This is a genomic window from Hymenobacter rubidus, assembly GCF_016734815.1.
GTDB classification, from domain to species: Bacteria; Bacteroidota; Bacteroidia; order Cytophagales; family Hymenobacteraceae; genus Hymenobacter; species Hymenobacter rubidus.
In genome coordinates this window covers 1-24,967 of sequence record NZ_JAERQF010000045.1, presented here as the reverse complement: position 1 = coordinate 24,967, position 24,967 = coordinate 1, and the positions used below count along the sequence as shown (strand labels likewise).

The 24,967-nt window shown below is 60.6% G+C and carries 25 protein-coding genes; 8 read left to right on the top strand and 17 right to left on the bottom strand.

Annotation, left to right across the window (positions count from 1 at the left end; translation table 11 throughout):
* Positions 1 to 105: 105 nt before the first annotated feature.
* The 3 genes from gldF to JKL48_RS20810 are packed head-to-tail and all read left to right on the top strand — an operon-like array spanning position 106 to position 2,861.
* The gene (gene gldF / locus JKL48_RS20820; protein WP_201986957.1) at positions 106 to 831 is read left to right on the top strand and encodes a gliding motility-associated ABC transporter permease subunit GldF; all 726 of its coding nucleotides are present in this window, start codon (positions 106 to 108) and stop codon (positions 829 to 831) included.
* Positions 831 to 2,555, top strand: coding sequence for a gliding motility-associated ABC transporter substrate-binding protein GldG (gene gldG, locus JKL48_RS20815; protein WP_201986955.1), 1,725 nt, complete (start codon positions 831 to 833; stop codon positions 2,553 to 2,555). The genes gldF and gldG overlap by 1 nt, the downstream gene beginning before the upstream one ends.
* A gap of 45 nt (positions 2,556 to 2,600) precedes the next feature.
* Positions 2,601 to 2,861, top strand: a complete 261-nt coding sequence (locus JKL48_RS20810; protein WP_201986953.1) for a hypothetical protein — start codon at positions 2,601 to 2,603, stop codon at positions 2,859 to 2,861.
* Here JKL48_RS20810 and JKL48_RS20805 read toward each other — a convergent pair.
* Together JKL48_RS20805 and JKL48_RS20800 are read right to left on the bottom strand one after the other, a co-directional pair.
* The gene (locus tag JKL48_RS20805) at positions 2,858 to 3,148 is read right to left on the bottom strand and encodes a type II toxin-antitoxin system RelE/ParE family toxin (protein ID WP_201986951.1); all 291 of its coding nucleotides are present in this window, start codon (positions 3,146 to 3,148) and stop codon (positions 2,858 to 2,860) included. The two genes, JKL48_RS20810 and JKL48_RS20805, sit on opposite strands and share 4 nt — an antisense overlap.
* Positions 3,136 to 3,315 carry a hypothetical protein gene (locus JKL48_RS20800; RefSeq protein WP_201986949.1) on the bottom strand — a complete coding sequence of 60 codons (180 nt, stop codon included), beginning with the start codon at positions 3,313 to 3,315 and terminating at the stop codon, positions 3,136 to 3,138. Before JKL48_RS20800 ends, JKL48_RS20805 begins: the two co-directional genes overlap by 13 nt.
* A gap of 151 nt (positions 3,316 to 3,466) precedes the next feature.
* Between JKL48_RS20800 and dnaN the strand changes: the two genes are divergently transcribed.
* Positions 3,467 to 4,591, top strand: coding sequence for a DNA polymerase III subunit beta (gene dnaN / locus JKL48_RS20795; protein WP_201986948.1), 1,125 nt, complete (start codon positions 3,467 to 3,469; stop codon positions 4,589 to 4,591).
* Between the two features lie 141 nt (positions 4,592 to 4,732).
* Entirely contained in the window at positions 4,733 to 5,068 is a 336-nt protein-coding gene (gene gldC, locus JKL48_RS20790) for a gliding motility protein GldC (protein ID WP_201986946.1), read from the top strand.
* A 129-nt stretch (positions 5,069 to 5,197) separates the two neighbouring features.
* Here gldC and JKL48_RS20785 read toward each other — a convergent pair whose 3' ends face one another.
* The 5 genes from JKL48_RS20785 to JKL48_RS20765 all read right to left on the bottom strand — a co-directional run bounded on the left by JKL48_RS20785 (position 5,198) and on the right by JKL48_RS20765 (position 10,818).
* Positions 5,198 to 5,743 carry a hypothetical protein gene (locus JKL48_RS20785; protein ID WP_201986944.1) on the bottom strand — a complete coding sequence of 182 codons (546 nt, stop codon included), beginning with the start codon at positions 5,741 to 5,743 and terminating at the stop codon, positions 5,198 to 5,200.
* Between the two features lie 132 nt (positions 5,744 to 5,875).
* Complete coding sequence (dcd, locus tag JKL48_RS20780) at positions 5,876 to 6,415, bottom strand: dCTP deaminase (protein WP_201986942.1); 540 nt, start codon at positions 6,413 to 6,415, stop codon at positions 5,876 to 5,878.
* A 66-nt stretch (positions 6,416 to 6,481) separates the two neighbouring features.
* Positions 6,482 to 7,363 carry a hypothetical protein gene (locus JKL48_RS20775; protein ID WP_201986941.1) on the bottom strand — a complete coding sequence of 294 codons (882 nt, stop codon included), beginning with the start codon at positions 7,361 to 7,363 and terminating at the stop codon, positions 6,482 to 6,484.
* A 281-nt stretch (positions 7,364 to 7,644) separates the two neighbouring features.
* Entirely contained in the window at positions 7,645 to 8,946 is a 1,302-nt protein-coding gene (hemL, locus tag JKL48_RS20770) for a glutamate-1-semialdehyde 2,1-aminomutase (protein WP_201986939.1), read from the bottom strand.
* A gap of 141 nt (positions 8,947 to 9,087) precedes the next feature.
* Complete coding sequence (locus JKL48_RS20765) at positions 9,088 to 10,818, bottom strand: ABC transporter substrate-binding protein (RefSeq protein WP_201986937.1); 1,731 nt, start codon at positions 10,816 to 10,818, stop codon at positions 9,088 to 9,090.
* Positions 10,819 to 10,950: 132 nt separating this feature from the next.
* Between JKL48_RS20765 and JKL48_RS20760 the strand changes: the two genes are divergently transcribed.
* On the top strand, positions 10,951 to 11,628 hold the full coding sequence (locus JKL48_RS20760; protein WP_201986935.1) for a DUF1361 domain-containing protein: 678 nt from the start codon (positions 10,951 to 10,953) through the stop codon (positions 11,626 to 11,628).
* Positions 11,629 to 11,792: 164 nt separating this feature from the next.
* Here JKL48_RS20760 and JKL48_RS20755 read toward each other — a convergent pair whose 3' ends face one another.
* Both JKL48_RS20755 and JKL48_RS20750 read right to left on the bottom strand, forming a co-directional pair.
* Positions 11,793 to 12,308, bottom strand: coding sequence for a DUF1648 domain-containing protein (locus JKL48_RS20755; RefSeq protein ID WP_201986933.1), 516 nt, complete (start codon positions 12,306 to 12,308; stop codon positions 11,793 to 11,795).
* A 77-nt stretch (positions 12,309 to 12,385) separates the two neighbouring features.
* Positions 12,386 to 12,823: a DUF1810 domain-containing protein gene (locus tag JKL48_RS20750; RefSeq protein WP_201986931.1), complete on the bottom strand. Its 438-nt coding sequence runs from the start codon at positions 12,821 to 12,823 to the stop codon at positions 12,386 to 12,388.
* Between the two features lie 165 nt (positions 12,824 to 12,988).
* On the opposite strand from JKL48_RS20750, the gene JKL48_RS20745 reads away from it, so the two are divergent.
* The gene (locus JKL48_RS20745; protein ID WP_201986929.1) at positions 12,989 to 15,994 is read left to right on the top strand and encodes a M1 family metallopeptidase; all 3,006 of its coding nucleotides are present in this window, start codon (positions 12,989 to 12,991) and stop codon (positions 15,992 to 15,994) included.
* 9 nt (positions 15,995 to 16,003) lie between these two features.
* On the opposite strand, the gene JKL48_RS20740 is transcribed toward JKL48_RS20745, so the two are convergent.
* Complete coding sequence (locus tag JKL48_RS20740) at positions 16,004 to 16,444, bottom strand: hypothetical protein (protein ID WP_201986927.1); 441 nt, start codon at positions 16,442 to 16,444, stop codon at positions 16,004 to 16,006.
* A gap of 29 nt (positions 16,445 to 16,473) precedes the next feature.
* Between JKL48_RS20740 and dgt the strand changes: the two genes are divergently transcribed.
* Positions 16,474 to 17,856, top strand: a complete 1,383-nt coding sequence (gene dgt, locus JKL48_RS20735; RefSeq protein ID WP_201986925.1) for a dGTP triphosphohydrolase — start codon at positions 16,474 to 16,476, stop codon at positions 17,854 to 17,856.
* A gap of 180 nt (positions 17,857 to 18,036) precedes the next feature.
* On the opposite strand, the gene JKL48_RS20730 is transcribed toward dgt, so the two are convergent.
* From JKL48_RS20730 to JKL48_RS20700, 7 genes are all read right to left on the bottom strand, one after another.
* Positions 18,037 to 18,735 carry a type 1 glutamine amidotransferase gene (locus tag JKL48_RS20730; RefSeq protein WP_201986923.1) on the bottom strand — a complete coding sequence of 233 codons (699 nt, stop codon included), beginning with the start codon at positions 18,733 to 18,735 and terminating at the stop codon, positions 18,037 to 18,039.
* Positions 18,736 to 18,844: 109 nt separating this feature from the next.
* Entirely contained in the window at positions 18,845 to 19,243 is a 399-nt protein-coding gene (locus JKL48_RS20725; RefSeq protein ID WP_201986921.1) for a GxxExxY protein, read from the bottom strand.
* 259 nt (positions 19,244 to 19,502) lie between these two features.
* The gene (gene guaA / locus JKL48_RS20720) at positions 19,503 to 21,038 is read right to left on the bottom strand and encodes a glutamine-hydrolyzing GMP synthase (protein WP_201986919.1); all 1,536 of its coding nucleotides are present in this window, start codon (positions 21,036 to 21,038) and stop codon (positions 19,503 to 19,505) included.
* A 173-nt stretch (positions 21,039 to 21,211) separates the two neighbouring features.
* Positions 21,212 to 22,594 (bottom strand): YHYH protein, encoded by a 1,383-nt coding sequence (locus tag JKL48_RS20715; protein ID WP_201986917.1) that lies wholly within the window; start codon positions 22,592 to 22,594, stop codon positions 21,212 to 21,214.
* A gap of 17 nt (positions 22,595 to 22,611) precedes the next feature.
* Entirely contained in the window at positions 22,612 to 23,673 is a 1,062-nt protein-coding gene (locus JKL48_RS20710) for a cytochrome-c peroxidase (RefSeq protein ID WP_201986915.1), read from the bottom strand.
* A complete protein-coding gene (locus tag JKL48_RS20705) occupies positions 23,660 to 24,406 on the bottom strand; it encodes an MbnP family protein (RefSeq protein ID WP_201986913.1) in 747 nt (248 codons plus the stop codon). Before JKL48_RS20705 ends, JKL48_RS20710 begins: the two co-directional genes overlap by 14 nt.
* Positions 24,407 to 24,477: 71 nt before the next feature.
* Positions 24,478 to 24,967, bottom strand: a 490-nt coding sequence (locus tag JKL48_RS20700; RefSeq protein ID WP_201986911.1) for a hypothetical protein, incomplete at its 5' end; no start/stop codon positions are given.

Here is a 24,967-nt window from a genome sequence, read left to right as displayed (position 1 = left end):
TGAGCGCAGCGAAGGACCTTATGACAGTTGAACAGTAGGTGATATTATAAACCCAGCGAACGGGATAAGGTCCTTCGCTACGCTCAGGATGACAAACGGTAAGAAATGCTCACCATTCTAAGAAAAGAATTTAACGCCTTCCTGAACTCCCCCGTGGCCTACGTGGTGCTGGGGGTTTTCCTGATTGCGACGGGCCTGTTCGTCTGGGTTTTTCCCGATAGCAGCGTGCTCGACTACGGCTACGCCGACCTGCAAACGCTGTTCAACCTGGCGCCCTGGATATTCCTGTTCCTGATTCCGGCCATCACCATGCGCACCTTCGCGGAGGAGAAAAAGGCCGGCACCATCGAGCTGCTGCTGACGCGCCCGCTCACGGATGGGCAGATTATTGGCGGCAAATACCTGGCCTGCCTGCTGCTGGCTTTGCTGGCGCTGGTTCCGACGCTGCTTTATTATTTCTCGGTCTATAAACTCGGCAGCCCCGAGGGCAACATCGACTCGGCCGCCACGGTGGGCTCTTACCTAGGGCTGGCGCTGCTGGCGGCGGTGTTTGCGGCCATCGGCATCTTGGCCTCGGCCCTCACCCGCGACCAGATTATTGCCTTTCTGGTGGCCGTGGTGGGCTGCTTTCTGGTGTATTCGGGGTTCGATTCGCTGGCTTCGGTGCTACAAGGCAGCTCGGCTTACTACGTGAGCCAGCTGGGCATCGCGGCGCATTACCGCGACTTGAGCAAGGGGCTGGTTGACTCGCGGGATTTGGTTTATTTCTTCAGCGTGGTGGCGGTGGCGCTGCAAGCCACGCGCCTCGCCCTACGCAGCCGGAACTGGTAATGGAAAATACGCTGACTACTCTTCCGGCCGCTGCTCCGTCCTCCCGCAAGCAGCGCGACTTGCTGACGTTTGCCGCCATCATCGGCGGGCTGCTGCTGTTCAACTTCATTGCCCAGCGCTTCTTTTTCCGGCTCGATTTGACCGAGGAGAAGCGCTACACAATGTCGCCGGCTACCAAGAAGCTGCTGCGCGACCTCAAGCAGCCGGTCACCATCACCGTGTACCTCACCGGCGATTTCCCGCCCGCTTTCCGCCGCCTAGAGCAGGGCGTGCGCGAAACCCTGACCGAATTCCAGGTCTACGGCGGTGCCAACCTGAACTATATTTTCATCGACCCCAGCGCCGGCAGCACCGAGGCCGCGCGCAATGCTTTCTACACCTCCCTCTTCAAAAAAGGCCTGAAACCCACCAACCTCGGGGCCACCGAAAACGGCAAGCGCGTTGAGAAAATCATTTTTCCCTGGGCGGTGGTAAGCGTGGGCGGCAAAGACAAGAACGTGCTGCTGCTGCGCGGCAACCAGGCCGCCCCGGCCGACGTGCGGCTCAATCAAAGCATTGAGGGGCTGGAATACGAGCTGGCCAGCACCATCCGTTCGCTGGTGCCGGCGCTGCGCAAGCGCATTGGCGTGGTGGAAGGCCACGGCGAGCTGACCAACGTGCAGGCCGGCGACATCCTCGGTACCTGGCAGCAGCAGTACGACGTGTTTCGCGTCACGCTGAGCAAGGTGAAGGACCTGAGCGCGCTCGATGCCATCGTGGTGGCCCAGCCCAAAACGCCTTACTCGGAAGACGACAAGTTCAAGCTCGACCAGTTCATCACGCAGGGCGGCCGGGCGCTGTTTTTCGTCGATGCCCTGCGCGTGGACCTCGACAGCGTGAGCCGCAATGGCGTGGCACTGGCCACGCCCTACGACCTCAACCTCGACGACCTGTTCTTTAAGTACGGCCTGCGGCTGAACCAAAACCTGCTGCTCGACCTGAACAGCGGCCAGATTCCGCTCGTGACCGGCCTCGACGGCAACAAGCCGAAAATCGAGCCCATGCCCTGGCAGCTCTACCCGCTCATCAACCGGTTCAGCCCCCACCCCATCACCCGCAACCTCGACGCGGTGTACCTGAAATTTGTGGGCAACCTCGATACGGTGAAGGCCACCGGCATCCGTAAAACGCCGCTGATGAGCACCTCGCGCTACACCCGCGTGCTGCCCGCGCCGGTGCCCATCAACTTCAACGACGCCCGCCTCGAACCCAATCCCAAACTCTACCAGAAAGGCTTCCAGCCGGTGGCGTATCTGCTCGAAGGTCAGTTCACCTCGCTCTTCGCCAACCGCGCCCGGCCCGGCACCCTGCAGTTCCAGCCCGAAAAGCCCGCCAACGCCAAACCCAGCAAAATTCTGCTCATCTCCGACGGCGACTTCATCCGCTCCGAAGTCGACCCCAAAACCGGCAACCCCTACCGCCTGGGCTTCGACCGCCTCGCCAACACCGAATTTGCCAACCGCGAGCTGGTGCTCAACGCCACCGATTACCTGCTCGACGAAACCGGTCTCATCGCCGTGCGCGGCAAGCAAATCACCCTGCGTCCTCTCGACAAAGTGAAGCTGGCCGAACAGCGCCGCCGCTGGCAGTTGCTGAATATCGGCGCGCCGCTGCTACTGCTGGGAATTTTTGGGACCGTGCGGGCGTGGCGGCGCAAGCGGCGCTATGCGGGGTTTGCGAGCTAGTCGGATAAATTTGGGTCTACTTTTCGCAAAACCACGCACACGCCAATGGAAGACTTATTTGCTGGTATAATTGAGCAGATATTTGCCAATTTGCTACTGGTCCCGATTGGCTTTGTGTATTTGTGGCTGCGTTTCCGCAACCGAGTGCGGGTAAAACAAACCCTCGCTAAAGAGTACGAGAATAGTTATTCCAATGCTGGTAGTGTTATTGTGGCGAATACAATTGCCGCTTTAGGAGCTTTGGCAATAGGCAGTTTCGTGATTCTCGCAATTGTGGTGCAGATACGGGGTTGGTTGAGAAACTAAAGCTCCTCCAGCAACTGTGCACTGTGAAATATTCGAGCAATTTCGACTTTATCCGCTTGCTCCAATCGGTAAATGATTCGATAATTGCCAGACCTGACTTCCCGCAACTGCGCATTCTCAAACTCCGGAACCATGCGGCCGCTTTGCGGAAAATCAGCCAGCATTCGAGTGCGGCTGATTAGCTGGTCCATCAGCTTCTCTGCGAATCTTGGAGAAGCCGGTTCAAAATACTCCCGTAAGCGCTGCAAGTCATCGATAGCAGCATTGGCCCAGATTACTTGCGCCATGACTTCACCAACTGCTCTACCTCCTCCTGCGTTTTGGATTCGCCCCGGTCGAGCTGCGCTAAGCCTTCTTCAACTTTCTCAATAAAAATCAGCCGCTCGACTAAGGCATCCAAATCAAAGTTTTGGGGCAGCGAACTGATGGCTTGGTTTACGGTTTCGCGGGTCATAGCAGATTACGTTAGGGCTGTTAAATATACGGCTTAGCTTCAGAGAAACGGCATTGCCGGAATAGCCGTTCACAAATCCCGGCCGCCCTTCCAAACCCCAACCGCACCTCCTATCTTTGCCCTCCCTTATTCCTAGCCTTAGCCTCGCCCCATGAAATTCATTGTATCCTCCTCCGCGCTGCTCAAGCAGCTGCAAAGTATCAACGGCGTGGTTACGAACAACCCCGTGGTGCCTATTCTGGAGAACTTTCTCTTTGAAATTGAGGCTGGTAAGCTCACCATCACCGCCTCTGATTTGGAGACGAGCATGATAACGGAGCTGCCCGTAGAGGCCCGCGATACCGGCCGCATTGCCGCGCCCGCCCGCATCCTGCTCGACACCCTCAAAAACCTGCCCGACCAGCCCGTCACCTTCACGCTGGATGAGGAAACTTATACCATTGAAATCAGCTCGGCCAACGGGCGCTACAAGCTGGCCGGCGAGAATGCCGCCGACTTCCCCCGCGTGCCGGTGGTGAAGGGCTCGGCCCCGATTGAGATGCCCTCGTCGTCGCTGGCCCGCGCCATCAACAAAACCATCTTCGCGGTGAGCACCGACGAGCTGCGCCCGGCCATGACCGGCATTCTGGTGCAGTTGGCCGATGCCCAGGTCACCTTCGTGGCCACCGACGGACACCGCCTGCTGCGCTACCGCCGCCAGGACGTGGGCGCCGGCCAAACCGCCAATCTCATTATCCCGCGCAAGGCATTCAACCTGCTGAAAGGTACGCTGCCCTCCGAGGCTACGCCGGTGAAGATGGAGTTCAACCAGAGCAACGCCTTCTTCTCCTTCAACCAGATGCGTCTCGTGTGCCGCCTGATTGACGAGCGGTACCCGGACTACGAAAACGTGATTCCGGTGAGCAACCCCAACAAGCTCATCATCAACCGCTCCGAGTTGCTGAACTCGGTGCGCCGCATCAGCATCTACTCCAACAAAACCACTCACCAGGTGCGCCTGCGTCTGGCTGGTTCCGAGCTAGTGGTTTCGGCCGAGGACTTGGATTTCAGCAACGAGGCCAAGGAAACCCTCACCTGCCAGTACGACGGGGAGGACATGGAAATCGGCTTCAACGCCCGCTTCCTGCTCGAAATGCTCTCGAACATTGACTCCGAGGAAATTACCCTGGAGCTGAGCACGCCCAACCGCGCCGGCCTGCTCATGCCCACCACCCCCGACGACAACGAAAGCATCCTGATGCTGGTGATGCCGGTGATGCTGAACAACTACGTTTAATAATTTATTTATCGCACTGACTCAGAACGTCATGCTGAGCGCAGTCGAAGCATCTCTACCGCGCAAGTAATTCGTTTACTGCTGCACGCGAGATGCTTCGGCTGCGCTCAGCATGACGTTCTGCTTTACTTCTTACAACCCATGAAAAAATCAGAAATTCGCTTCTCCATCGCGCTTGACGATAACAAAGTACCAGAAGCCATTAGCTGGTCGGCCACGGATGCGGGGCCGGACATTCATTTCGCCAAGGCCATCAACATTGCCCTCTGGGACCGGGAGCAAGTGGGTACCATGAAAATCGACCTCTGGACCAAGGACATGCCCGTGGACGAGATGAAGCGCTTCGTGGTCGACAACATCGGCTCGATGGCCGAGAACATCGTAACGGCTACCGACGACAAGGAAATGGCCCAGAAGATGCGCGCGTTGTGCAAAGAATTATCGGAGTACCTCGACAAGCAGGAACAAGGCCAGTAGCCCGTATCACACATGTAGCACGTGCTGCAACTGATGCACGGTGTAACCTGAATACAATTCAAAAGCCCCACCGGACTCATCCGGCGGGGCTTTTTACCTTCAGGCGCAACCTTCGGGGTGTGCGACAGGCTACCGGGCGTTGCGGCCCAGATTGCCAGCGGGCCGGTTAGCTGGCTTGGTACTGGCCGGGGCAATGGAGGCGTCATTGGCCCGAACAGGAGCCGGATTCTGCACCGCGTTGGTCAACAAAATGCTGGCTGACTGCGAAGCATAGTCCTTATCGAACTTATAGTAAGTGGCGCGTGAGCCGAAATAGCTGCTGTACTGGTCGTTGCTGAGCACGGCCTGCAATTCCCGGTCACGCTCCTTGCACACGCCGTTGCACTGCTCATCAATGAGTTTGGTGTTGCCGGCATTTTTGCGTTCAATGGCCGCCATTTTAGCTACTTTATCGGCATTGATGGCCCGCAGCTTTTCGGCCTGGTAGTTGTTCAGGCGCAAGTCGCGTACCATCTTGCTGCTGAGGCGGTCAGCCCGCTCGGTCACGGGGTTGAGGCGTGGGCTCGATTGGGTTTTGTCCTGTACGGCCACGGTGTTGTTAACGGCTTGCTGGGCCGAAGCAGCGCCCGCCACGAGGGCGAGCAGCAGAGAAGCAAAGGCTGTTTTCGTAGTCATCGTCGTAGGGTTTTGGTAACACACGTACGCAAGGACCGGGCCAGCTGCATTGCAGCCCGGAGACACGGTTAAACGGGCAATTGGCCGTTGCGGTTCCGGTTTAGCAGCAGCAAATAGCGCCTACTGAATATCTTACCATTGATTTTTCCACATCATTGACTCGACTGGCTTATCGGTCCGGTCGTTGTATTTGGCGTTTTGCTTGCGGTTGTAGAGGGTAGCAACGTCGCCCTGCACGGTGAAATAAATCAGTTGGCCGATGGGCATGTTGCGGTACACCCGCACGGGCATCGACACGCTGATTTCCAGCGTCCAATGGTTGCAAAAGCCAACATCGCCCTTGCCGGCGGTGGCGTGGATATCGATGCCTAAACGGCCTACGCTGCTCTTGCCTTCCAGGAAGGGCACAGTGGCGTGGGTTTCGGTGTATTCCTCCGTCACGCCGAGGTAGAGCTTACCGGGCTGCAGCACAAATCCTTCGCCATCCGGGATTTCAAACGTATCGATTTCGTTGTGCTTACGGGCGTCCAGCACGTCATCGCGGTAGGTGGCTAGGTACTTGCCCAGGTGCACATCATACGAATTGGTGCCCAGGCAGCTACGGTCGTATGGCTCAATAACGATGGTACCTTTTTCGATTTCCGCGAGAATTTGCTGGTCGGTAAGAATCATGAAACGGGTAAGCTGGGGGTGTTTTGTGAGTAAGGGCTGGGAATGGTGACAAAAAGCGGAGCTGCCTTAGTCATCGTCGTGCCGGTAGGGTTCGGCGGCCTCGTTGTCTTCGTCCTCGTCGTCGTACCGGTCTTCGCGCAAGCCGGCCGGCCGGGAGGGACGCAAGCGGCTAGCCAAGCTGCGGGGCTCGGGTTCGGGCTCCGGTTCGGCGGCGAGGTTGTTGACGCGGCGGCTCAGGGCCGGCAGCACGTTGGTAATGAGGTAGAACAGCATCAGCACGCTGCTTAAACTAAGCAGCAGCGTGAGGTAATCGAGCCAGTCGTGGCTGGGCGCGGAACTGGCCGCGGGCACAGGAGGGCTGCTAAGCGGGGCCTCGTCGGTCACGGCTGCCGGCTCGGCGGGTTCGGCGTCGTGGGTGGTAAGCGGGGCGGCAATGGGGGCTTCCGGTCGGGTTTCGGTATCGGCAGCGGGAATGGTGGGGCCCGCAGCGGCGCCAGAGTCGTTGAACTGGGCCGATGCTTGCTGAATGAGGCGTTGCTCGGCCCGGATAAGGGCCACCCGCTCATCGCGCGGCAGGTTGTGGATGAAGAACTCGAAGTTCTTGTCCAGCAGCACCGATTTAAGCTGTTTTTCGAACTCCGCCAGCGTGAGCGAGCCGTTGCCAAAGCGGTTCTTGTACCGCTCTGCAATAGCGTTGTAGTTCATAAACAGCTGCTTGAGCGCGGCATTTGTCCCAAAACCGTCGAAGGTGCGGCGGGCGGCAGCGGTGCGCAAGGTGAGCGGAAACTTGCCCCGCGTGAACGACTTGTCGTACACGGTTTCCATGGTGCGAAAATTCAACTCGTCGATGGTTTTATCGAAGAGGCGCTTGTTTGCCTGGGCGGGTGTTTCGGCGCGGGCTACCAGCGCGAAAAGCAGCAGAAAAACCCAAAAAACCTGTTTTACCATGGAGCAAAGGTAAAGCGCAGGGTTTCGCGAAGTTTAAAAATTACGTTTGGCGGAGACAAAGGAATTTTGGCGCTGTGCTTTGCTTGTTTTTAGAGCACTTTCAGAATGTGCACCATGTAGGGGCGGGGCCTGCCCCCGCCCGGTCGTTGAACGAAACCAGAACATCATGTTCAACGACGGGCGGGGGCAGGCCCCGCCCCTACATCGTACTGATTTCAAAATTTTTCGAGCAGCAGCATATCGTTTGACTGCCTTTGCGAAACTTGATTTTAAATTTCGCGCTACTTCGCGCGATGGGCTTCAATCAATGATTCGCGGCAGGCTTTCAGGTACATTTCCACCAGCTCATCGGTGATGGCCGTGGACACGAACAGCGCCTCGAACTGGGAGGGCGCAAGGTAAATGCCCCGGTCGAGCATGGCGTGGAAATAGCGGCCGAAGGCAGCGGTATCGCACTTTTTGGCGTCGTCGAGGTTGGTAACGGGCTCGCTGGTGAAGAACAGACTGAACATGGAGCCGACGCGGTTCACGGTGTAGTTCAGGCCCAGCTCGGCGGCGATTTGCCGGGTGCCATCGGCCAGGCGGGCGCTGCTGGCTTCGAGGGCCGTGTAGAGTTCGGGGTGCTCATGTAGGTAGCGGAGCTGGGCCATGCCCGCCGCCGTGGCCATGGGGTTGCCGGAGAGCGTGCCAGCCTGGTACACTTTGCCGGCCGGCGCCACGCAATTCATGATGTCCTCGCGCCCCCCGTAGGCGCCGACGGGCAGGCCGCCCCCAATGATTTTGCCCAGCGTGGTCATGTCGGCCCTGATGCCGTAAAGCTGCTGCGCGCCGCCCGGCGCCAGCCGGAAGCCGGTCATCACCTCATCAAAAATCAGAACGATGCCGTGCTTGGTGCACAAGTCGCGCAGGGCCGACAGGAAGCCTTCGGCCGGCGCAACCAGGCCCATATTGCCCACCACGGGTTCCAGAATAAGGGCCGCTACCTGGCCGGGGTTGGCGGCGATGAGGGCCTGCACGGCAGGCAGGTCGTTGTAGGGCGCGGTGAGGGTGTCCTGCGCCACCCCCTGCGTGACGCCGGCCGAGTCGGGCTCGCCGGCGGTGAGGGCGCCGCTGCCAGCTGCAATCAGGAAGGCGTCGCCGTGGCCGTGGTAGCAGCCTTCAAACTTGATGATTTTGGAGCGGCCGGTGTAGCCCCGTGCCGCCCGGATGGCCGACATGCAGGCCTCGGTGCCGGAATTCACCAACCGTACTTTTTCGATGCTGGGCACCATTTCCCGAATCAATTCGGCCATTTCCACCTCGCGGTGGGTGGGCGCGCCAAAACTCAGGGAATGGGGTAAGGCGTCGCGCACGGCATCGAGCACCACCTGCGGGGCGTGGCCGAGAATCATCGGGCCCCAGGAGTTGATGAAATCCACGTAGCGGTTGCCATCGACGTCGGTGAGCCACGCGCCGTTGGCGCTTTGCATGAACACCGGCGAGCCGCCCACCGAGCGAAAGGCTCGCACCGGGGAGTTTACGCCACCGGGAATAAGGGTTTTGGCACGTTCGAAAAGGGCAGCGGAAGTACTGAGGTTGAGCATGTTTTAACTTGAATAATTATTGTGAACGTCCTGCTGAGCTTGTCGAAGCACCTCTACCACAATATGTAAACAGTTACTGCTGCGGGATAGGTGCTTCGACAAGCTCAGCAGGACGTGCTTTTTTTGTGTGAAAGGCATGCCCTACCGCAGCACTTGCAGGTCGAGCCCGTTGAGTTTTACCAAGGGCACCACTTGGTTGTCGTGGGCACCGCCGGTGTAGCTCTGGCCTTCGAAAATGGCTCCGGGCAGTGGCGGGGTGCTGGCCAGGCCGGCCTGAAACGCGGGCCCGTACTGAAACAGCGCATTGCCGAAGTACAGTAGCAGTTCGAAGCCCTGGCTGGCAAATACCGAAGGCGGCAAGTGCTGGCCCTGCAGGTAGAGCTGGCGGAAGCGACGGAAGCCCGGCGCCGTTTCATCGAAATACTTTGATTGGATAAAGTATACATTGCCGCTGAGCTGGCCCAGGTCGAGCCGGGGGTGTTCGAGCCAGGCGCTGGGGCAGACAAGCGGCGGCCGGGGGCTGCCCGCGGCAGTGGCCCGCAGGGCCGCCATGGCGACCGGTCCCGTATGGCGGTTGTCGGAAGCCACCATCAGGTGGCTGGCCCCGGCCAAATCGAGGCCGGCAAAGGCAGCCGTTACCTCGGCATCCACATCGGCATTGAAGCGGCGCACGGCACTGAATTTGCCGCCCAGCTTCTCGTAGGTTTCCTTATAGGCCTCAGCAAATGCGGTATCGTCGTAGCCATCTTCGTTTAGCAGAATGGCCGGGCGGGCCAGCCCAAAAGAATTGGCTGCAAACTGTGCCGCAACCCGGCCCTGTGTGGCCGCGCTGGGGGCAAAGAGGTAGTGCCAGGGGTTATCGACCACCAAATCACCGTCCTGCGACAGCGGATTTACGCACACAATCTGGTGTTCGCGGGCGTAACGGGCCAGCAGCCGGGCTCCCGATTTGTAGACCGGGCCAATGAGCATGTCCATGCCGGCCAGTTCAGGCAGGGCCAGCACCTGCTTCAGGGTGAGGGTGTCGGCACCGGTGTCATAGGCGTAAACCTGCAGCGGGCGGCCGGCACGCTGGAGGCTGTCTTGAGCTAGGCGCAGGCCGGCGTAGAGGTCCGTGACAAACTGGTTCTTGCGCTGGGTTTGCCAGCTCGGGTCGCTCAGTTCGAAGGGCAGCAGCACGGCCACGTTGTAGCTGCTTTTCTTGACGGCCCGTGGGCGCGGAGTGTAGCGGTTGCGGTCGAGGTTAAACTTGGCAATGAGCTCATCGAGCTGCGGCCGGTCGGCGTCGGTGTAGGCGCCGCCGAAGATGAGGCGGTCGGCGTAGGCGCGGGCCAGGGTGGCATCGTCGGGGTAGCGGCGCAGGTTGCGCAGCCAAGTGTTGCGGTCCTTTATGCGGGGCAGGTAGGCCGCTTTCATGGCCTCGCGCTCGGCCACCAGCTTGTCGGGGGGCAGCAGGGTTAAGGTTTTGAGGGCCGTGTCGAAGTCCTCCTGCTCAAACGACGCCTGGCCTTGCAGAAACAGCGCATCGGGCATGTTGGCATAGGTCGGATATTCGGTGCGCAGCAGGTTGAGGAGCTGTTCGGCCTCGGGCCACTGCTTGAGCTTGGCGGCTGCTACGGCACTCAGGTAGGCCGCATCGGCGCCGCGGTTGAAGCGGGCCGTGGGCTGGGCCAGGGGTTCCAGCTGGGCCAGGGCGGCGGCGTACTTACCCTGGTCGAGCTGCGCTTTCGCGGCCCGGTAGCGCCCGGCCGCATCGGTGGGGGGCGTGGCGGAAGCAGGACGAGGCTTGGCAGGCGTTTGGGCCAGCGCGGGGCCGGCCAGCAGGCAGCCGACCAACAGCCAGCCGAGCCGCCGCGTAAAAGGAAAGGTCATCGAACCAAAAAAGAAGCTTGCCGATGTGGAAAGCGGAACAAAATTAGCGAGAAATGCCGGGGCCCGGCCGCCGGGTATACGGCTGGTGCCGCGTTGGTCGTTATCTTCCCTCACCTAAGCCTGCTAGTTGCCGTGTTGCTTACCTCCCCCCTCCCCTTTTCCCGCGCCCGCCTCACGCTGGTGTTTATGCTGGCCTCTTCCGTGGCCCTGAGCGTGCTGCTGATAGTGGGCCGCGTGCTGATGACTGGCCATCTCACGTTTCTGTTTTTGATTTGGAACCTGTTTCTGGCGGTTATTCCCTTTGCGCTCAGCACCATGCTGGGCACGGCACTGGGCCCCCTGAAGGCGCGCATCCTGTTGCCGGTGGGTGCGGCGTGGCTCCTGTTTTTTCCCAATGCCCCGTACATCCTCACCGATTTGTTCCACCTCGACGCCCGCCCCGGCGTGCCGCTCTGGTACGATTTGGCCCTGATTCTGGGCTGCGCCTGGAACGGGCTGATGCTGGCCTACGCCTCGCTATCCGACATGCAGCGCCTGGTGCAGGCCCGGCTAGGCGTGTGGGCGGGCTGGGCCTTTGCCACGGTGGCGCTGCTGCTCAGCAGCTTCGGCATCTACCTGGGCCGCTACCTGCGCTTCAATTCCTGGGATGTGCTGGCCAACCCGCTCACGCTTTTCTACGACATCGTGAACCGGGTGCTGCATCCTTTTTCCTTTCCGGGAACGTGGGGCGTGACGCTGGTTTTCGGCCTGTTTTTGTTGATTGGCTACGGCACCGTGCGGCTGCTGGGGCAAACGCACGAGGCCGCCTGAACAGGAATTGAAAGACTCCGAATGCCCTAGTATGTCATGCTGAGCGCAGTCGAAGCATCTCGCGTGGGGTAGTAACTCAATTGTGAAGACGGCTTTGATTACTTCGGCACGCGAGATGCTTCGGCTCCGCTCAGCAGGACGTTTTTGCCTGCAGTCCCAAGCCCCTATTCCGGCCTACGAGTTACAGTAACCCAAAACCACAAAACCGGCAGCCCGAACAGTAGGCCCAGGGAAACGGGCATTGTCCACTCACCCAAGCTGCTGGCTTGGCCATTAGCTACTTGCATGGTTTGAAACACAAGTTGGAGAAAAACGAGTACCAGCCCAATTTTTAAGCCGCGCACCACCCGAATGGCGCCCCGGTACTGGCCCAGCGCATTGGCCGGCGTGATGCGGATGGGGTAGTTTAAGGTGTGTGGATTTTTGCTAAAGAAGGAAGTGATGGCTGTCAGCCCCGCAAACAGCGCGGTGGTCACCAACGGCAGCAGCAGCAGGCTGCCTTTTTCGCCGTAGCGGTCCGGTGCACCCGCCCCGTTGAAGTGCACCGGAATGGTGTCAGGCAGGCGAAAAAAGGCCCAGATGGTGAGCGCCCACAGCAGCGCCAGCGCGCCCCACGCAACTATTTCGCCGGCCTTATCCGCTGGCGTTGGGGGTACGTCGATTTTCGGTCTTGCTTCCATTTTCGGTTCAGAAACTGGTCTACGATATTCTGCTGAAGCATTTATCGCAAGGGGGCCTGCTACATTACCGAAACGGTTCAGGAATTCGTAGGCCCGGCCAGCAGGCGCACGGTTTTTTCGTCTTTCGCTCCGTGGTAAAATTTGTCAAGGACTTGCTGAAAAACCGGCGGCGCGCCCGGCAGCGCGGCAAAAAGCGTCATGGACGAACGCAGCTTTATATCATCGGGACTGCCCATAATAGCGTGAGCATCGTTGGAAGCCAGGCTCAACAGCGCGCTGCTTATCTGCACCAAGCGGGGCCCCAACACCGGATGGTGCAAAAATGCCTCGGCTTCCCGCAAATCTGTCAGCGCGTAGAATCGGGCGGTTTCGCTCACGCCTAAGCCCTGGAGCTGCGGGAATATGTACCACATCCAATGGCTGCGCTTTTTGCCCTGTTGAATTTCGGATAGCGCGGTTTGGAAGGAGGATTTCTGGGCTTCGATGAAGCGCTGTAGCGTGCCGTTAAGAGCCATTTGTAGAGGTATTTGTTGGGTGCATTACTTGAGCGGCTGCTACGCTGGCAGGCGCTCTGGTTGCCTCATTCTACGTTCCTGCCCTGCCACACGGCCAATCAGTCCATGCCACCCCGTAGCTTCGTACCTGGATTGACGCTCTACTATTCGCCCCTTGATTTTCGCATGAGACAACGGATTCTATTTGGCCTACTGGCCTTGCTGCCCGGCTTGGCCATGGCCCAAAAGCGCCCGGCCAAAGCCGCCGCCCCCAAGCCGACCGGCCCTTATTTCCAGCAGGAAACGAACTACGCCATCGACGTTCGACTCGATGACAAAGCCCATATCCTGCGCGGCCACGAGGACCTGACCTACACCAACCATTCGGCCCAGGCGCTCACCTTTATCTGGTTTCACCTCTGGCCCAATGCCTACCGCGACAACCACACGGCCTTCGGGCGGGAGCAGCGGCGGCAGGGCAACCGCCGGTTTCTCTTCGCCAAACCCAAGGAGCGGGGCTTTATCGACAGCCTCGACTTTCGGGTGAATGGCCAAACGGCCAAGCTCGAATACGACCCGCAAAACCCCGACATTGCCAAGCTGGTGCTGCCGCAGCCCCTGGCACCGGGCGCCGCCGCCACCATCGCCACGCCGTTTCGGGTGAAGCTGCCGGCTTCTTTTTCCCGGCTCGGGCACGTGGGCCAGAGCTACCAGATTACGCAGTGGTACCCCAAGCCGGCGGTGCTGGACCGGCGCGGCTGGCACCCCATCCCCTACCTCAGTCAGGGCGAGTTTTTTTCCGAATACGGCTCGTTTGATGTCACCATTACGCTGCCGGCCAACTACACCGTGGGCGCCACCGGCGTGCTGCAAAACCCCGACGAGCAGGCCCACATGGCTGTGCTGGCCGCCACCACGGCCCAGAAGAAAACCGCCAAGGATTTCGGCAAGGACCTGACGTTCCCGGCCTCCGAGGCGGCCACTAAAACCCTGCGCTACAAGCAGGACCGGGTGCATGACTTCGCCTGGTTTGCCGACAAGCGCTTTAACGTGCTGCGCGACTCGGTGAAGCTGCCCTCGGGCCGGGTGGTCACGACGTGGGTGCTATTTACCAACCGCCAGGCCGAGAAGTGGATAGCGGGCTTGAAAGATGTCAACACCGCCGTCGTCAACTATTCCAATTGGGTGGGCGAATACCCCTACGCCAGCGCCACGGCCGTCGACGGCGCCCTGTCGGCCGGCAGCGGCATGGAGTACCCCATGGTGACCGTGACCATGCCCGAAGCCATTGTGCACGAGGTGGGCCACAACTGGTTCTACGGCATTCTGGGCTCTAACGAGCGGGATTTTCCGTGGATGGACGAGGGCGTGAACACCTACGAGGAAATGCGCGTGGCTGAGCTCACCCACCCTACTTCGGGCATGCTCTCGGCCCTGGGCAACTCAAAATCCGTGGCGAAGACTTTCGGGCTGGAAAACCTGCCGGGCTCCGCCCTCAGCCTGTTGCCCTACCAGGCGCTGGCCAGTCGCGGCCTGGCCCAGCCGGTGCAGGGCCCCACCTCGGCCGACTACACGCAGGTGAACTACGCGGCCACGGTGTACGAAAAAACCGGCGTCTCCCTAAAATATCTCGCGGGCTACCTGGGGCAGGAAAAATTCGACCAGGCCATGCGCCTCTACTACACGCGCTGGCAGTTTCGCCACCCCTACCCCGAGGACATGCAGGCTGTTTTTGAGGAAAGCTCGGGGCAGAAGTTGGGCTGGTTTTTCAGGGATTTCCTGGGCAATGCCCTGCCTTACGAAGCTGATTTGAGCGACCTGGCCGTGTTCAACGACGTGGTGAAGGTGCTGGTGCGCACCGAATCGGAAATTCCCTGGTCCGTGCCCGTGTCGAGCGTCGACGCCCAGGGCAAGGTCCTGGAAACCCTCTGGACGGCGCCCTTCGGCAACACCGACCCCAATGCCGAGCACGAAGCCACCAGCCAGCTCGACTTCAAGCGCGAAAACGTCACGGCCCTTGTGGTCGACGCTGGCTACCTCGCCCCGCAGCTCAACCGCCGAAACGACCGGCTCCGCCTCGAAAACGGCCCCCTCGACCGCTCCGAACCCCTACGCCTGCGCCCCCTGTTCAGCGTCGAGCGCTGGGACAAGGCCACCATTAACTGGGCCCCCGTCTTCGGAGCCAACACTTCCGACAAGTTCATGCTCGGGGCCGCGTTCTACAACAGCATCGTGGTTCCCAGTCGTTTGGAATACCTGGCCATGCCCATGTATAGCTTTAGCCGCAACGAGCTGAATGGCATTGGCCGCGTGCAACTCAACGTGCTGCCCCAGAGCGGCGCCCGCCGGCTCACTTCCGGCATCACGGTGCAGCGCTTCGAGCGCTACCTGAAGGTTGAGCCCAGTCTCACCTTCGTGATGCCGCACCGAATCGGCGATGTGCCCCAACAGCAACTGCAGGTAGCCCTGACTTCGGTGCAGGACCAGGACTTGAACCGTACCAGCAACATTTTCGCGGCCGACTACTCCATCCGTCACGAAGACGCCTTGCAGTCGTGGGGCGCCAATGTGGAGCTGAACCACCTGCTGGCCAGCGACACCGAAGCCAGCGACAAGGGCGCGGTGCTGCTCCGCGCCAGCGCCAACTACAGCCGCTTCTACGCCGCCGAAAAGCAGATTAAAGTCCGTTTGTTTGGGGGCCGGTTTTTGCAAAGCGCCGACCAGACCAATTTCGTTATGGGCCTGAGCGGCAGCCCCGACTACCGCCGCCAAACGCCCTTCCTCGACCGCCAGCAAATTTCTCCCACCTTCGCCGCCCAGCGCCACCAGACGGATAACCGCGACGGTGCCTTCAAGGCGTTTGTGCCGGTGTTCAGCTCCAAATGGCTGACCAGCCTCAACATTGAGGCCAATGTGCCGGTGCTGCCGCTGACCGTTTTCGCCGATTTTGGCGCCACCAGCGAAGCCTATTTCCTGGCGGGCCACACCACGGCCCAGCGCGTTTACTACGATGCCGGCTTTACCCTGCCCCTCATCCGGGGCCTGGCTCAGTTGTACCTGCCCGTGGCCGGCTCGCAGTTTCAGGACGGCCTGCCCGGCAGCCGCCAGGAGTTCACCGACGGCATCCGCTTTGTGCTGAACCTGAACCAGCTGAGCCCGTTCCGGCTGCTGGATGAAAACCTGGGGCGGTAGCGATAATGCTTAAGCCCCCATCAGGTACAGCGTAAAAGCTCCGGCTAAATGAATCAGGAAAGAATGTGCCTTGGCTTGTTGCCGCCAAAAAATGGCCTGCGCACCGTTTTTGATTAAAAGAACCAGGCAAATAATTCCTGCCATCAGATAGGTAACAATGTCGAGATTGGGCGTGCAGGGCCCGCTTCTGAAATGCACGCGGCAATAGCCAATAATGGCGAATAGTAGCGCATACGCGGCGAAGCGCTTCAAGAAATAACGGGTAGTTTCCGAGAGCTGGTTCATGCGCTTTATCTGGTTCATGCGCTTTATCAGGGTGAGTGCCAGAACTCCACGCGCTGTTACTGCTGCCAATGAAGGCGTTATTCGCCCGAGGAATTCGAGTATCAATATCGAAACAAATTCAATAGCATCGGCAGTCGGTATGCGTTGTTGCTTCAGCAAATTCATTCCCCTAGCCAGACGTCTACTTTTACTGCATGCCTTCTGAACCTATGTCCTGGCCGCGCCTTCTCTCGCAGCGCCGCTTCCCCGACCAGCAACTCCCGACGCTTAGCGTGGCTCCCGTGCGCGGCGCTTTTGTGCAGGACTATGACCGGGTGGTGTTCAGTTCCGCGTTTCGGCGGCTCCAGCGCAAGACGCAGGTGATGCCCCTGCCCGAAACCGATTTTGTGCACACCCGCCTCACCCACTCCCTCGAAACGGCCGTGGTGGGCCGCTCGCTGGGTCGCCTCGCTGCCCGCCACTTGATGGAAGCCGATGCCGAATTAGCCCAGCAACTCCCCAACCTCGACCAGGACTGCGGCGACATCGTGGCCGCCGCCTGCCTGGCCCACGATATCGGCAACCCGCCCTTCGGCCACTCCGGCGAGGATGCCATCAGCAGCTATTTCCTTAGCCCTGCTGCTGCGCCGTATCTGGCGCCGCTGAGTGCTGCTGAAGTGGCCGACTTGCAGCATTTTGAAGGCAACGCGGCCGGTTTCCGCATCCTCACGCACACCTACGCGGCGCATAGCTCCGGCACCGCCGGCCTGGGCCTCACGTATGCCACGCTGGGCGCCTTCACCAAATATCCGCGACCAAGCTTAGTGCCCGAAACCGCCAAAGTCGGTGGCGCATCGGAGAAGAAATACGGCCATTTCCAGACCGAAGCCGCCCGTTTTCAGCACGTCGCCGCCGAGCTGGGCTTGTTAGCCAAAGACAGCGAGGCCGGTTTCTACCACCGCCACCCGCTAGCCTTCCTCGTCGAAGCGGCCGACGACCTGTGCTACCGCATCATCGACTTCGAAGATGGCCTGAAGCTCGGCCTCATCGCGCCCGAAACCGGCCTGCCCCTGCTCAAAAAGATGCTCAACGACCCCGCCGGGCGCAAAGGCAGCGTGCAGTGGCACGACTGGCGAGAGGAGCTGGGCTACATCCGCGCCCGCCTCATCGGCAAGCTGGTGGCCGAGCTGGCCGCGTTGTTTGCCCGGCACGCCCCCGCCATCCTGCGCGGCCAGTACGACCAGTCGCTCATCAAAGAACTGAGTTGCTGGGCCGATTTGCAGGAAGTGCAGCACCTGAGCATCAACCAGCTCTACCGCAGCCGCCCCGTGCTCGAAATCGAAGCGGCAGGATTCGAAGTTCTCGGCGGTCTGCTTGATGCCTTCCTCGCTGCCGTGTTCGATGCCAGCCAGGGCCACCGCAGCCGCAAGCTACTCCTGCTGCTGCCCGAGCAGTTCCGCGCCGAAGGCCACCAAGCCCACGTTTCGGCCTACGAAAAAATCCTCTTGCTCACCGACTTCGTGGCCGGCATGACCGACCAAAACGCACTGAGCCTGTACAAGACAATCAAGGGGATTGAGTTACCAAAGGGGTTCTAGCATGCCTTACCACTTCGTCAGACCAAGCCCCAGCGGGGCGACATATCGGTAGCAAACCATTCCCTTAGCGCATTCGAAAGCCCCAGCGGGGCGACACTCGTTGCAACGAGTGTCGCCCCGCTGGGGCTTTTGGCTATTCAATCAGCCGCTATAACTACCAATATGTTGCCCCGCTGGGGCTCAACTGTGTGCCATTTCTCTCTCGTGCAGCGCCACCAGATTCGCCAGCAGCGTTTCCAGCAGCTTGCGCCCCTTCCAGACTGATTTTAGTTTGGCCCGAATCTGCTCAGTCGTCTGCACAAACTCTTGTTCTTCGGCGTGTTCGTGGCCCTCAAGTTCCATCAGTTTCTCCACCATCGGCCCGGTCATCTCGGGGTGAAACTGCAGGCCGATAACCCCATCACCCCACACAAAGCCCTGCGTAGCCGTGGCCGCCGACATGCCCACGCGCACCGCACCCGGCGGCACCGCGAATGTATCCAAATGCCAGTGCAGCACGGTGGCTTTCTCGGGCCACCCACGCAGCAGCGGGTGCTCCAGCGACTTCGCCGAAAACCGCACCGTCCAGAACCCGATTTCCGGCGCGTGGTTGGGCCGCACCTCGCCGCCCAGCGCCTCGGCCACCAATTGCGCCCCCAGGCAAATGGCCAGCGTAATCTTGCCCGCCCGCAATGCTTCGCGAATGAAAGCCTTTTCATCGCGCAGCCAGGGCAGATTTTCCTCATCGTGCACACTCATGGCTCCGCCCAGAATCAGCAGGCCATCGAAATCAGCTAGCGCCGGAAACTCCGGGTTGGGCTCAAACAGCTTCGTGAACGTGAGTGCATGACCGTGCGCCGCCAGCCAGTCGGCCGCGTGGCCGGGGCCTTCGTGGGGCATGTGTTGGAGGCAGTGCAAAATCACGGATTCGTCGGATTAAAGGCGGATTTTTCGGATTTTGTGGACGATTTGCTTGGCTGCAGTAAGTTAAAGCCCTGTATCTAGTTCATCATTGACTTTGCCTTTGAGAATGATTCTGAATGAAGCGCTTGAAGCGTAGGCTCTGTTCGCCGAAATTGATGAGCAGGCCCACTTCCAGGTGATACGCTTTTAGGTAGTTGATGATTTGCGAGTAGTTGAGCGGCGTCAATTCTGTCACTGCTTTCAGTTCAACCAAGACACATCTATCAACCAGAAAATCGACCCGCCGGGCTCCTACCTGCGTGTCCAGGTAAAACACCGGCAAATGGACTTCCTGCTCAAATGCCAATCCCGCTCTAGCCAATTCGAGCCCCAGCGACCGGTGATAAATATTCTCCGGAAAACCGCTACCCAACGTCGAATGCACCCGCATTGCACAACCAATGATTTCCTTAGTCAAAGCATTGTGGCGCGTGTCCAGCAGCATAAAATCGGGCAGTCAGAAATCGGTTAGTCAGAAAGAGCAAAATAATCCACGAAGCTGTTTAGCAAGTGAAACCCGATATCATCCTGAGCGCAGCGAAGGGCCTTATTCCAACGGAACGACGATTATGCAGGCGTGAGAAGGTCCTTCGCTGCTCTCAGGATGACCGATAGGCACCCGAGGCCGACTTTCTAATCAGCTTCCACGTCTCAATCGTCCACAAAATCCGAAAAATCCGCCTTTAATCCGACGAATCCGTGATTTATTCCCACTCAATCGTTGCCGGGGGCTTGCTCGAAATATCGTACACCACGCGGTTGATGCCGCGCACCTGATTGATGATTTTGTTTGATACCTCGGCCAGGAAATCGTAGGGCAGGTGGGCCCAGTCGGCGGTCATGCCGTCTACGCTGGTTACGGCGCGCAGGGCTACTACTCGCTCGTAAGTACGCTCGTCGCCCATCACGCCCACGCTCTGCACGGGCAGCAGCATGGCGCCCGCCTGCCACACATGCTCGTAGAGGCCGTGTTCTTTCAGGAGGTTGATGAACACGCCGTCGGCGCGCTGCAGCAGGTCCACTTTCTCGGGCGTGATGTCACCGAGAATGCGGATGCCCAGGCCGGGACCGGGAAAAGGGTGGCGGTTGAGAATCTCAGCTGGCAGTTCCAGGGCCGCGCCTACTTCCCGTACCTCGTCCTTGAAGAGCATGCGCAGCGGCTCCACAATTTTCAGGTTCATCTTCTCGGGCAGGCCGCCCACGTTGTGGTGGCTTTTGATGGTGACGGCCGGGCCCTTCACCGATACCGACTCAATCACATCGGGGTAAATGGTGCCCTGGGCCAGCCAGCGGGCGCCCTGCACCTTCTGGGCCTCGCGGTCGAACACCTCGATGAACGTGCGGCCAATGGCCTTGCGCTTGCCCTCAGGGTCGCTGATGCCGGCCAGCGCGGCGTAGAATTCGGGCGCGGCGTTCACGCCGGTCACGTTCAGGCCGAGTCCTTCGTAAGCTTTGAGCACGGTGGCAAACTCATCCTGCCGCAGCAAGCCGTTATCCACGAAAATGCCGTGCAGGCGCGGGCCGATGGCGCGGTGCAGCAGCAGGGCCGCCACGCTGCTGTCCACGCCGCCGGAAAGGCCCAGAATCACTTGGTCGTCAGGGCCGATGGTGGTTTGCAAGGCCGCCACCGCCGAATCCACGAAGTGGTCGGGCGTCCAGCTCTGGGCGCAGTGGCAGATGTTGACCACAAAGTTGAACAGCAGCTGCTTACCCTCGGTCGAGTGCGTCACCTCGGGGTGAAACTGGATGCCGTACGTGTCCTGCCCCTCGATTTTGAAAGCGGCCACGGCCACTTCCGGCGTGCTGGCGATGATGTCGTAGCCCACCGGCAGGGTTTTAATGGTGTCGCCGTGCGACATCCAGACCTGCGAGCCGGTGTGCATTTCAAACAGCAGGGCCGAATCGGCGTTGAGGGCGGTCAGCCGGGCCCGGCCGTATTCGCGAATGGTGGCGGGCAGCACCTCGCCCCCACCCTGCTGGGCCAGCAGCTGCGCGCCGTAGCACACGCCCAGCACCGGCACCTGGCCCAGGATGTGGCTCAGGTCGGGGTTGGGGGCGTCCGCATCGCGCACCGAACAGGGCGAGCCGGAAAGAATAACGCCCCGAATATCGTCGCTGAGGACGAGGTTCGGGGCGTGGGTGTAGGGGTGAATTTCGCAGAACACGTGCAATTCGCGAATGCGCCGGGCTATCAATTGCGTGTATTGCGAGCCGAAATCCAGAATAATGAGTCGTTCCATATGGGGCACAAAGGTAGCTGAAAATGCCCGGAGCTTTTGACGGATTTTACCAAGAACTGAAACGTTAGACACCAGACCTGAGAAGAAGCCTCAGGGCGGCAAAGGCCCTTTCTCACGTCTGGTGTCTAACGTCTCAGGTCTGAAAAATCACTTCGTCAGCTTTTTAACCTCAGCTATTCGACCACTACCTGCACCGTGCTTCCGCCATTCACCCGCACCAGATACACGCCGGTGTGCAGCGTCTGGGTATCAAAATAGCACATGGTGGAGCCGGGGTTGAGGGTTTGATGCGCCACTACGCGACCGGTGAGGTCGAGCAGGTCGACGGGCTGAGCCACGGCCGAGCTAAGCGTAGTTTGCACAACCAGCACGTCGTGCGTCGGGTTGGGGTACACGGTGAGTTTCGCGGCTGCGGCAGCCTTGTTTACGGCCGTTGCCACCGGCGAATACGTTGTCACAGGTTCGTTGATAACCACGCTGGTAGAGCCCGCGCCGGGCCCCATCACCGGGAAATTACTGGTTTCGACGACCCCGTAGTAGGTTGGGCCCAACATATAGGGAAAGACGGAATTGCCGTCGCGGTCGATGGTGGCGAAATACGCATACGTGCCCTGCGGATACTCGGGCGTCACGCAGAAGCGGCCGTTGTGCTCGTCGAGGTCACCCAAGCCGCTCACCTGCTCGTAGTCTTCGTAGTAGCTGCCCAGCGGCTGGGCGGCCAGCGTGGGGCCCACCTGGCTGGCGGTGGTGCCATTGGGCAGCGTGGTGCGCGCGCTGATGTTGCGCTTGCGGAAGCTGGGCACCATGCGCTTGATGGCGCCGGCGGCCAGGGGGGTGGCATAGCCGTAGCCGCCGTAAATGGGGTAACCGTCAAATGCAAAGCCAATGAGTGGGCCGTGCCGGGTACTGTCGGGCACGTACAGGCCATCGGCCAGATAAATGTTGCACACGGTGGACAGCGGCACGGTGGCAATATTGAAGGCCGAGGGGTTTTGGTGGTGGTGGTAGCTGCCTCCCACCAGCGTGGCGCCCGGACCGGGCGGCCCCAAAAACACCGGCGACGGATGCCCCTTCGCGCAGTCGAACCCGGCGCGCTCAAATACCACCGCGTTTTGGTGCCACACCCCGCCGTTGTTGTAGCTCATGCCATCGGCATAGTTGTAGGTAGGCACCCCGTTGATGAGCACGCCAGTCGTTCCCATGCCCACCGCCATGGCCGTGCCGGTGTTGGGCCGGGGCGTGAGGGGTAGCTTGAACAGGTAGTTGCGGTTGGTGCCCAGCGAAGGGTTGCCGTCCAGGTAAGGGCCGATGACGTAGGCCGGAATTCCCGTCGCGTTGATGTAGACGGACGTGGCCGAATAGCGCACCCGCTGCACATTGGCATGCACAGTATCCTGAATGGGCGTAGCATTGCCGCTCACGTAGTGCCGGGCCCGCACATTGGTCGTATTACGCAAAAACTTGGTAATGGCCGGATTGGTCGTCTGGGCCTGAGCAGTCTGGCTCAGGCCTAGCCCGACCAGCACCGCCAGCAGGGTTGTTGAAGTGGGTTTCATGAGTAATGTTTTGGTAATTAGTTCGTGGGCGTGGTTGCGGGCAATAAGTCTTGGCGCGGGTACTGGTAGGCCGGGTTGCTGACGAACTCCCGGTCGGTGAGCGTGAGCAGAAACGCCAGCACATCTTTTTGCTCGTTTGGGCTCAGCAACAGGGGCCGGCGCAGCGCGGGGGCCAGCGTAGGGCTTGGCTGAATGCCCGTGGTGTAGTGCCGCAACACGTCGCGCAGGCGCTGAAAGCGACCGTCGTGCATGTAGGGACTGGTCAGTTCAACGTTGCGCAGCGTGGGCACCCGGAACTGGTACCGGTCGGCGGCCTGACCGGTGATGGCGGCGCGGCCCTGGTCGTGGTAGAGCGAGTCGGGCGGCAGGCCATTATTGGCAAAGCCGTGGTTAGTGAACAACGGCTCGCGGTGGCAGCTGGCGCAGTTGGCCCGGAACAGACGCAAGCCGTTCAATTCCTGCTCGTTGAACTCTCCGCCGGGCTCGTGGCGCACGTATTTGTCGTACCTGGAATTGTAGGACTCCAACGATACCGTAAACTGTGCCAGCGCCTTGAGCAAGCGGGGCGTGGTCACGGCCGAATCGGCGAAGGCGCGGTAGAACTTTGTCCGGTACGTGCGCGCGGCATTGAGCCGCGCCACCAGTTGGGGCAGCGTTACGTCCATTTCAGCCGCGTGCGTTAAGGGGTTAATCGCCTGGACTTCGAGGTTGTTCACGCCGCCGTCCCAGTGAAAAGAAGTGCTCCAGGCTAGGTTGAAGAGGCCCGGCGCATTGCGCGAGCCCAGCCGCCCGGCAATGCCGTGGCTCACCCTGTGGTCGGCGTGCGCGAAAGCCATTGCCGGAGCGTGGCACGAAGCGCAGGAAATGGTGCTATCCCGCGAAAGGGCCGGCTCGTAAAACAACGCCCGGCCCAACTCCCGCCCTGCCGCCGTGGCCGGATTGGTCGCAAAATGGTAAGCCGGGGCCGGCCACCCCTGCGGCTGCACAAAGGCGCCCGGCTCCGGGGCCAGGTTGTAGGCGCACACGCCCCCCACCCCGCTCAGCAACACCCCCCAGCGAATCAGCTTAGCGACTAGCATGGGCAAGCGGAAAGTAAAGCGAGAACATCCGGGCGCAGGCATCGGCTACCTCCATAGCGGCCGCGCCCGGCACCTGCACACTCGGCTGCTGGGCCAGCGGCAGGGCGTCAAGCCAGCGGCCCACATCGGCGCGTAGCGTGAGGCTGCCGCTGGCTGCCAGGGCCGTGGGCACCGCCAGCGTGAGGGTGCGGCGGGCATTGTAAGGCGCCTGAAAGCCCCCGATGTGATAGGCAAATTCGTGGTGCGGCGTGGCCAACCGGACGGTGCTGCCTTCCAGCTTGGCGTTCACATAGCCGCTGTGCCACGCCCAGTACATGCCGCGGGCGGGGTCGAGGTCGCCGCCAAGCGCACCGGCCACATTCGCGGCGCTATCAACGCCTATGCTGAACGTGAGGCTGCGCAAGCGGCCGGCTGGGGCACCCGGCAGCCTCACCTGTAGCGTAGCAGTCGCTTCCGGGTCGGCGTCGATGAGGTGGTAGCTGGCCGGTTCGGCATACTTGCGCCCGTCGGCATACGTGAGGCTGATGGCCGTCAGGTAAAAGCGCAGCTTACTAATAGCTACCTTATCGAACGTGCCCGTTTGGTAGACTGCCGAGTCTAACACCAACGGCTTTCCGTTAAACACCGGCTCCACCCGCAGCGTGAGGCCAGGTGCGGGCGGGCCCACAGCGAGGCTGCCGGCTGCCGCCAGCAATGACCAGACAGCATAGAGCAAGTCAATTAAAAGCAACATAAACAGGAGTTGGATGGCAAGTTGACCACGAGACCTTGCCCGACAGGGCATCACGCGCCACTTCAGTGGCGCTAGCGCATTCCGCGCTCCGGCGGCATCTCTTGGGGCGGCTCCATTCCGGCATCGGGCGGTGGCCCCTGGCCCGGTGGTCCTTCGCGCCGTCCGCGGCGGCCCCCAGGGCCCTGCTGCTGCATCATGCGCGGCAGGGTGGGCGCCATCTGCTGCCAGCGGGCCTGCTGCGCAGGCGTCACCAAGCGGCCCACCTCCCCGAAGTGCGCATAGGTAAGCGAATCGATGCGGCGTTCGAGGGCGGCAATCTGGTCGAGCAATCGGGGCTCGGCGGTAGCCGCCGGGTGGCCCAGGCTGGCAAACAACGCTTCGCGGCGAGCCATGAGGGCGGGCATCAATTGCCGCATCCGGGCCTGGTGCTGCTGGCGCAGGGCCTCGTACTGCTGCTGCTGCTGCCGGGTGAGCCCCAACTCACGCACCACGTAAGCCGCCACCGGCCCCACGGCGGGCGGTGGCGGCTTACGTGGTGCGTGGCCGGGCCGGCCCAGCCAC

Coding starts and splice junctions, on each gene's coding strand:
- JKL48_RS20725 (WP_201986921.1), bottom strand. CDS start 19,243: ATGCTGCTGGACACGCGCCACAATGCTTTGACTAAGGAAATCATTGGT.
- gldG (WP_201986955.1), top strand. CDS start 831: ATGGAAAATACGCTGACTACTCTTCCGGCCGCTGCTCCGTCCTCCCGC.
- dnaN (WP_201986948.1), top strand. CDS start 3,467: ATGAAATTCATTGTATCCTCCTCCGCGCTGCTCAAGCAGCTGCAAAGT.
- gldC (WP_201986946.1), top strand. CDS start 4,733: ATGAAAAAATCAGAAATTCGCTTCTCCATCGCGCTTGACGATAACAAA.
- JKL48_RS20710 (WP_201986915.1), bottom strand. CDS start 23,673: ATGCTAGTCGCTAAGCTGATTCGCTGGGGGGTGTTGCTGAGCGGGGTG.
- dcd (WP_201986942.1), bottom strand. CDS start 6,415: ATGATTCTTACCGACCAGCAAATTCTCGCGGAAATCGAAAAAGGTACC.
- JKL48_RS20705 (WP_201986913.1), bottom strand. CDS start 24,406: ATGTTGCTTTTAATTGACTTGCTCTATGCTGTCTGGTCATTGCTGGCG.
- JKL48_RS20730 (WP_201986923.1), bottom strand. CDS start 18,735: ATGCCCCACGAAGGCCCCGGCCACGCGGCCGACTGGCTGGCGGCGCAC.
- JKL48_RS20745 (WP_201986929.1), top strand. CDS start 12,989: ATGAGACAACGGATTCTATTTGGCCTACTGGCCTTGCTGCCCGGCTTG.
- JKL48_RS20755 (WP_201986933.1), bottom strand. CDS start 12,308: ATGGAAGCAAGACCGAAAATCGACGTACCCCCAACGCCAGCGGATAAG.
- JKL48_RS20785 (WP_201986944.1), bottom strand. CDS start 5,743: ATGACTACGAAAACAGCCTTTGCTTCTCTGCTGCTCGCCCTCGTGGCG.
- gldF (WP_201986957.1), top strand. CDS start 106: ATGCTCACCATTCTAAGAAAAGAATTTAACGCCTTCCTGAACTCCCCC.
- guaA (WP_201986919.1), bottom strand. CDS start 21,038: ATGGAACGACTCATTATTCTGGATTTCGGCTCGCAATACACGCAATTG.
- hemL (WP_201986939.1), bottom strand. CDS start 8,946: ATGCTCAACCTCAGTACTTCCGCTGCCCTTTTCGAACGTGCCAAAACC.
- JKL48_RS20715 (WP_201986917.1), bottom strand. CDS start 22,594: ATGAAACCCACTTCAACAACCCTGCTGGCGGTGCTGGTCGGGCTAGGC.
- JKL48_RS20740 (WP_201986927.1), bottom strand. CDS start 16,444: ATGAATTTGCTGAAGCAACAACGCATACCGACTGCCGATGCTATTGAA.
- JKL48_RS20800 (WP_201986949.1), bottom strand. CDS start 3,315: ATGACCCGCGAAACCGTAAACCAAGCCATCAGTTCGCTGCCCCAAAAC.
- JKL48_RS20765 (WP_201986937.1), bottom strand. CDS start 10,818: ATGACCTTTCCTTTTACGCGGCGGCTCGGCTGGCTGTTGGTCGGCTGC.
- JKL48_RS20775 (WP_201986941.1), bottom strand. CDS start 7,363: ATGGTAAAACAGGTTTTTTGGGTTTTTCTGCTGCTTTTCGCGCTGGTA.
- JKL48_RS20805 (WP_201986951.1), bottom strand. CDS start 3,148: ATGGCGCAAGTAATCTGGGCCAATGCTGCTATCGATGACTTGCAGCGC.
- JKL48_RS20750 (WP_201986931.1), bottom strand. CDS start 12,823: ATGGCTCTTAACGGCACGCTACAGCGCTTCATCGAAGCCCAGAAATCC.
- dgt (WP_201986925.1), top strand. CDS start 16,474: ATGCCTTCTGAACCTATGTCCTGGCCGCGCCTTCTCTCGCAGCGCCGC.
- JKL48_RS20810 (WP_201986953.1), top strand. CDS start 2,601: ATGGAAGACTTATTTGCTGGTATAATTGAGCAGATATTTGCCAATTTG.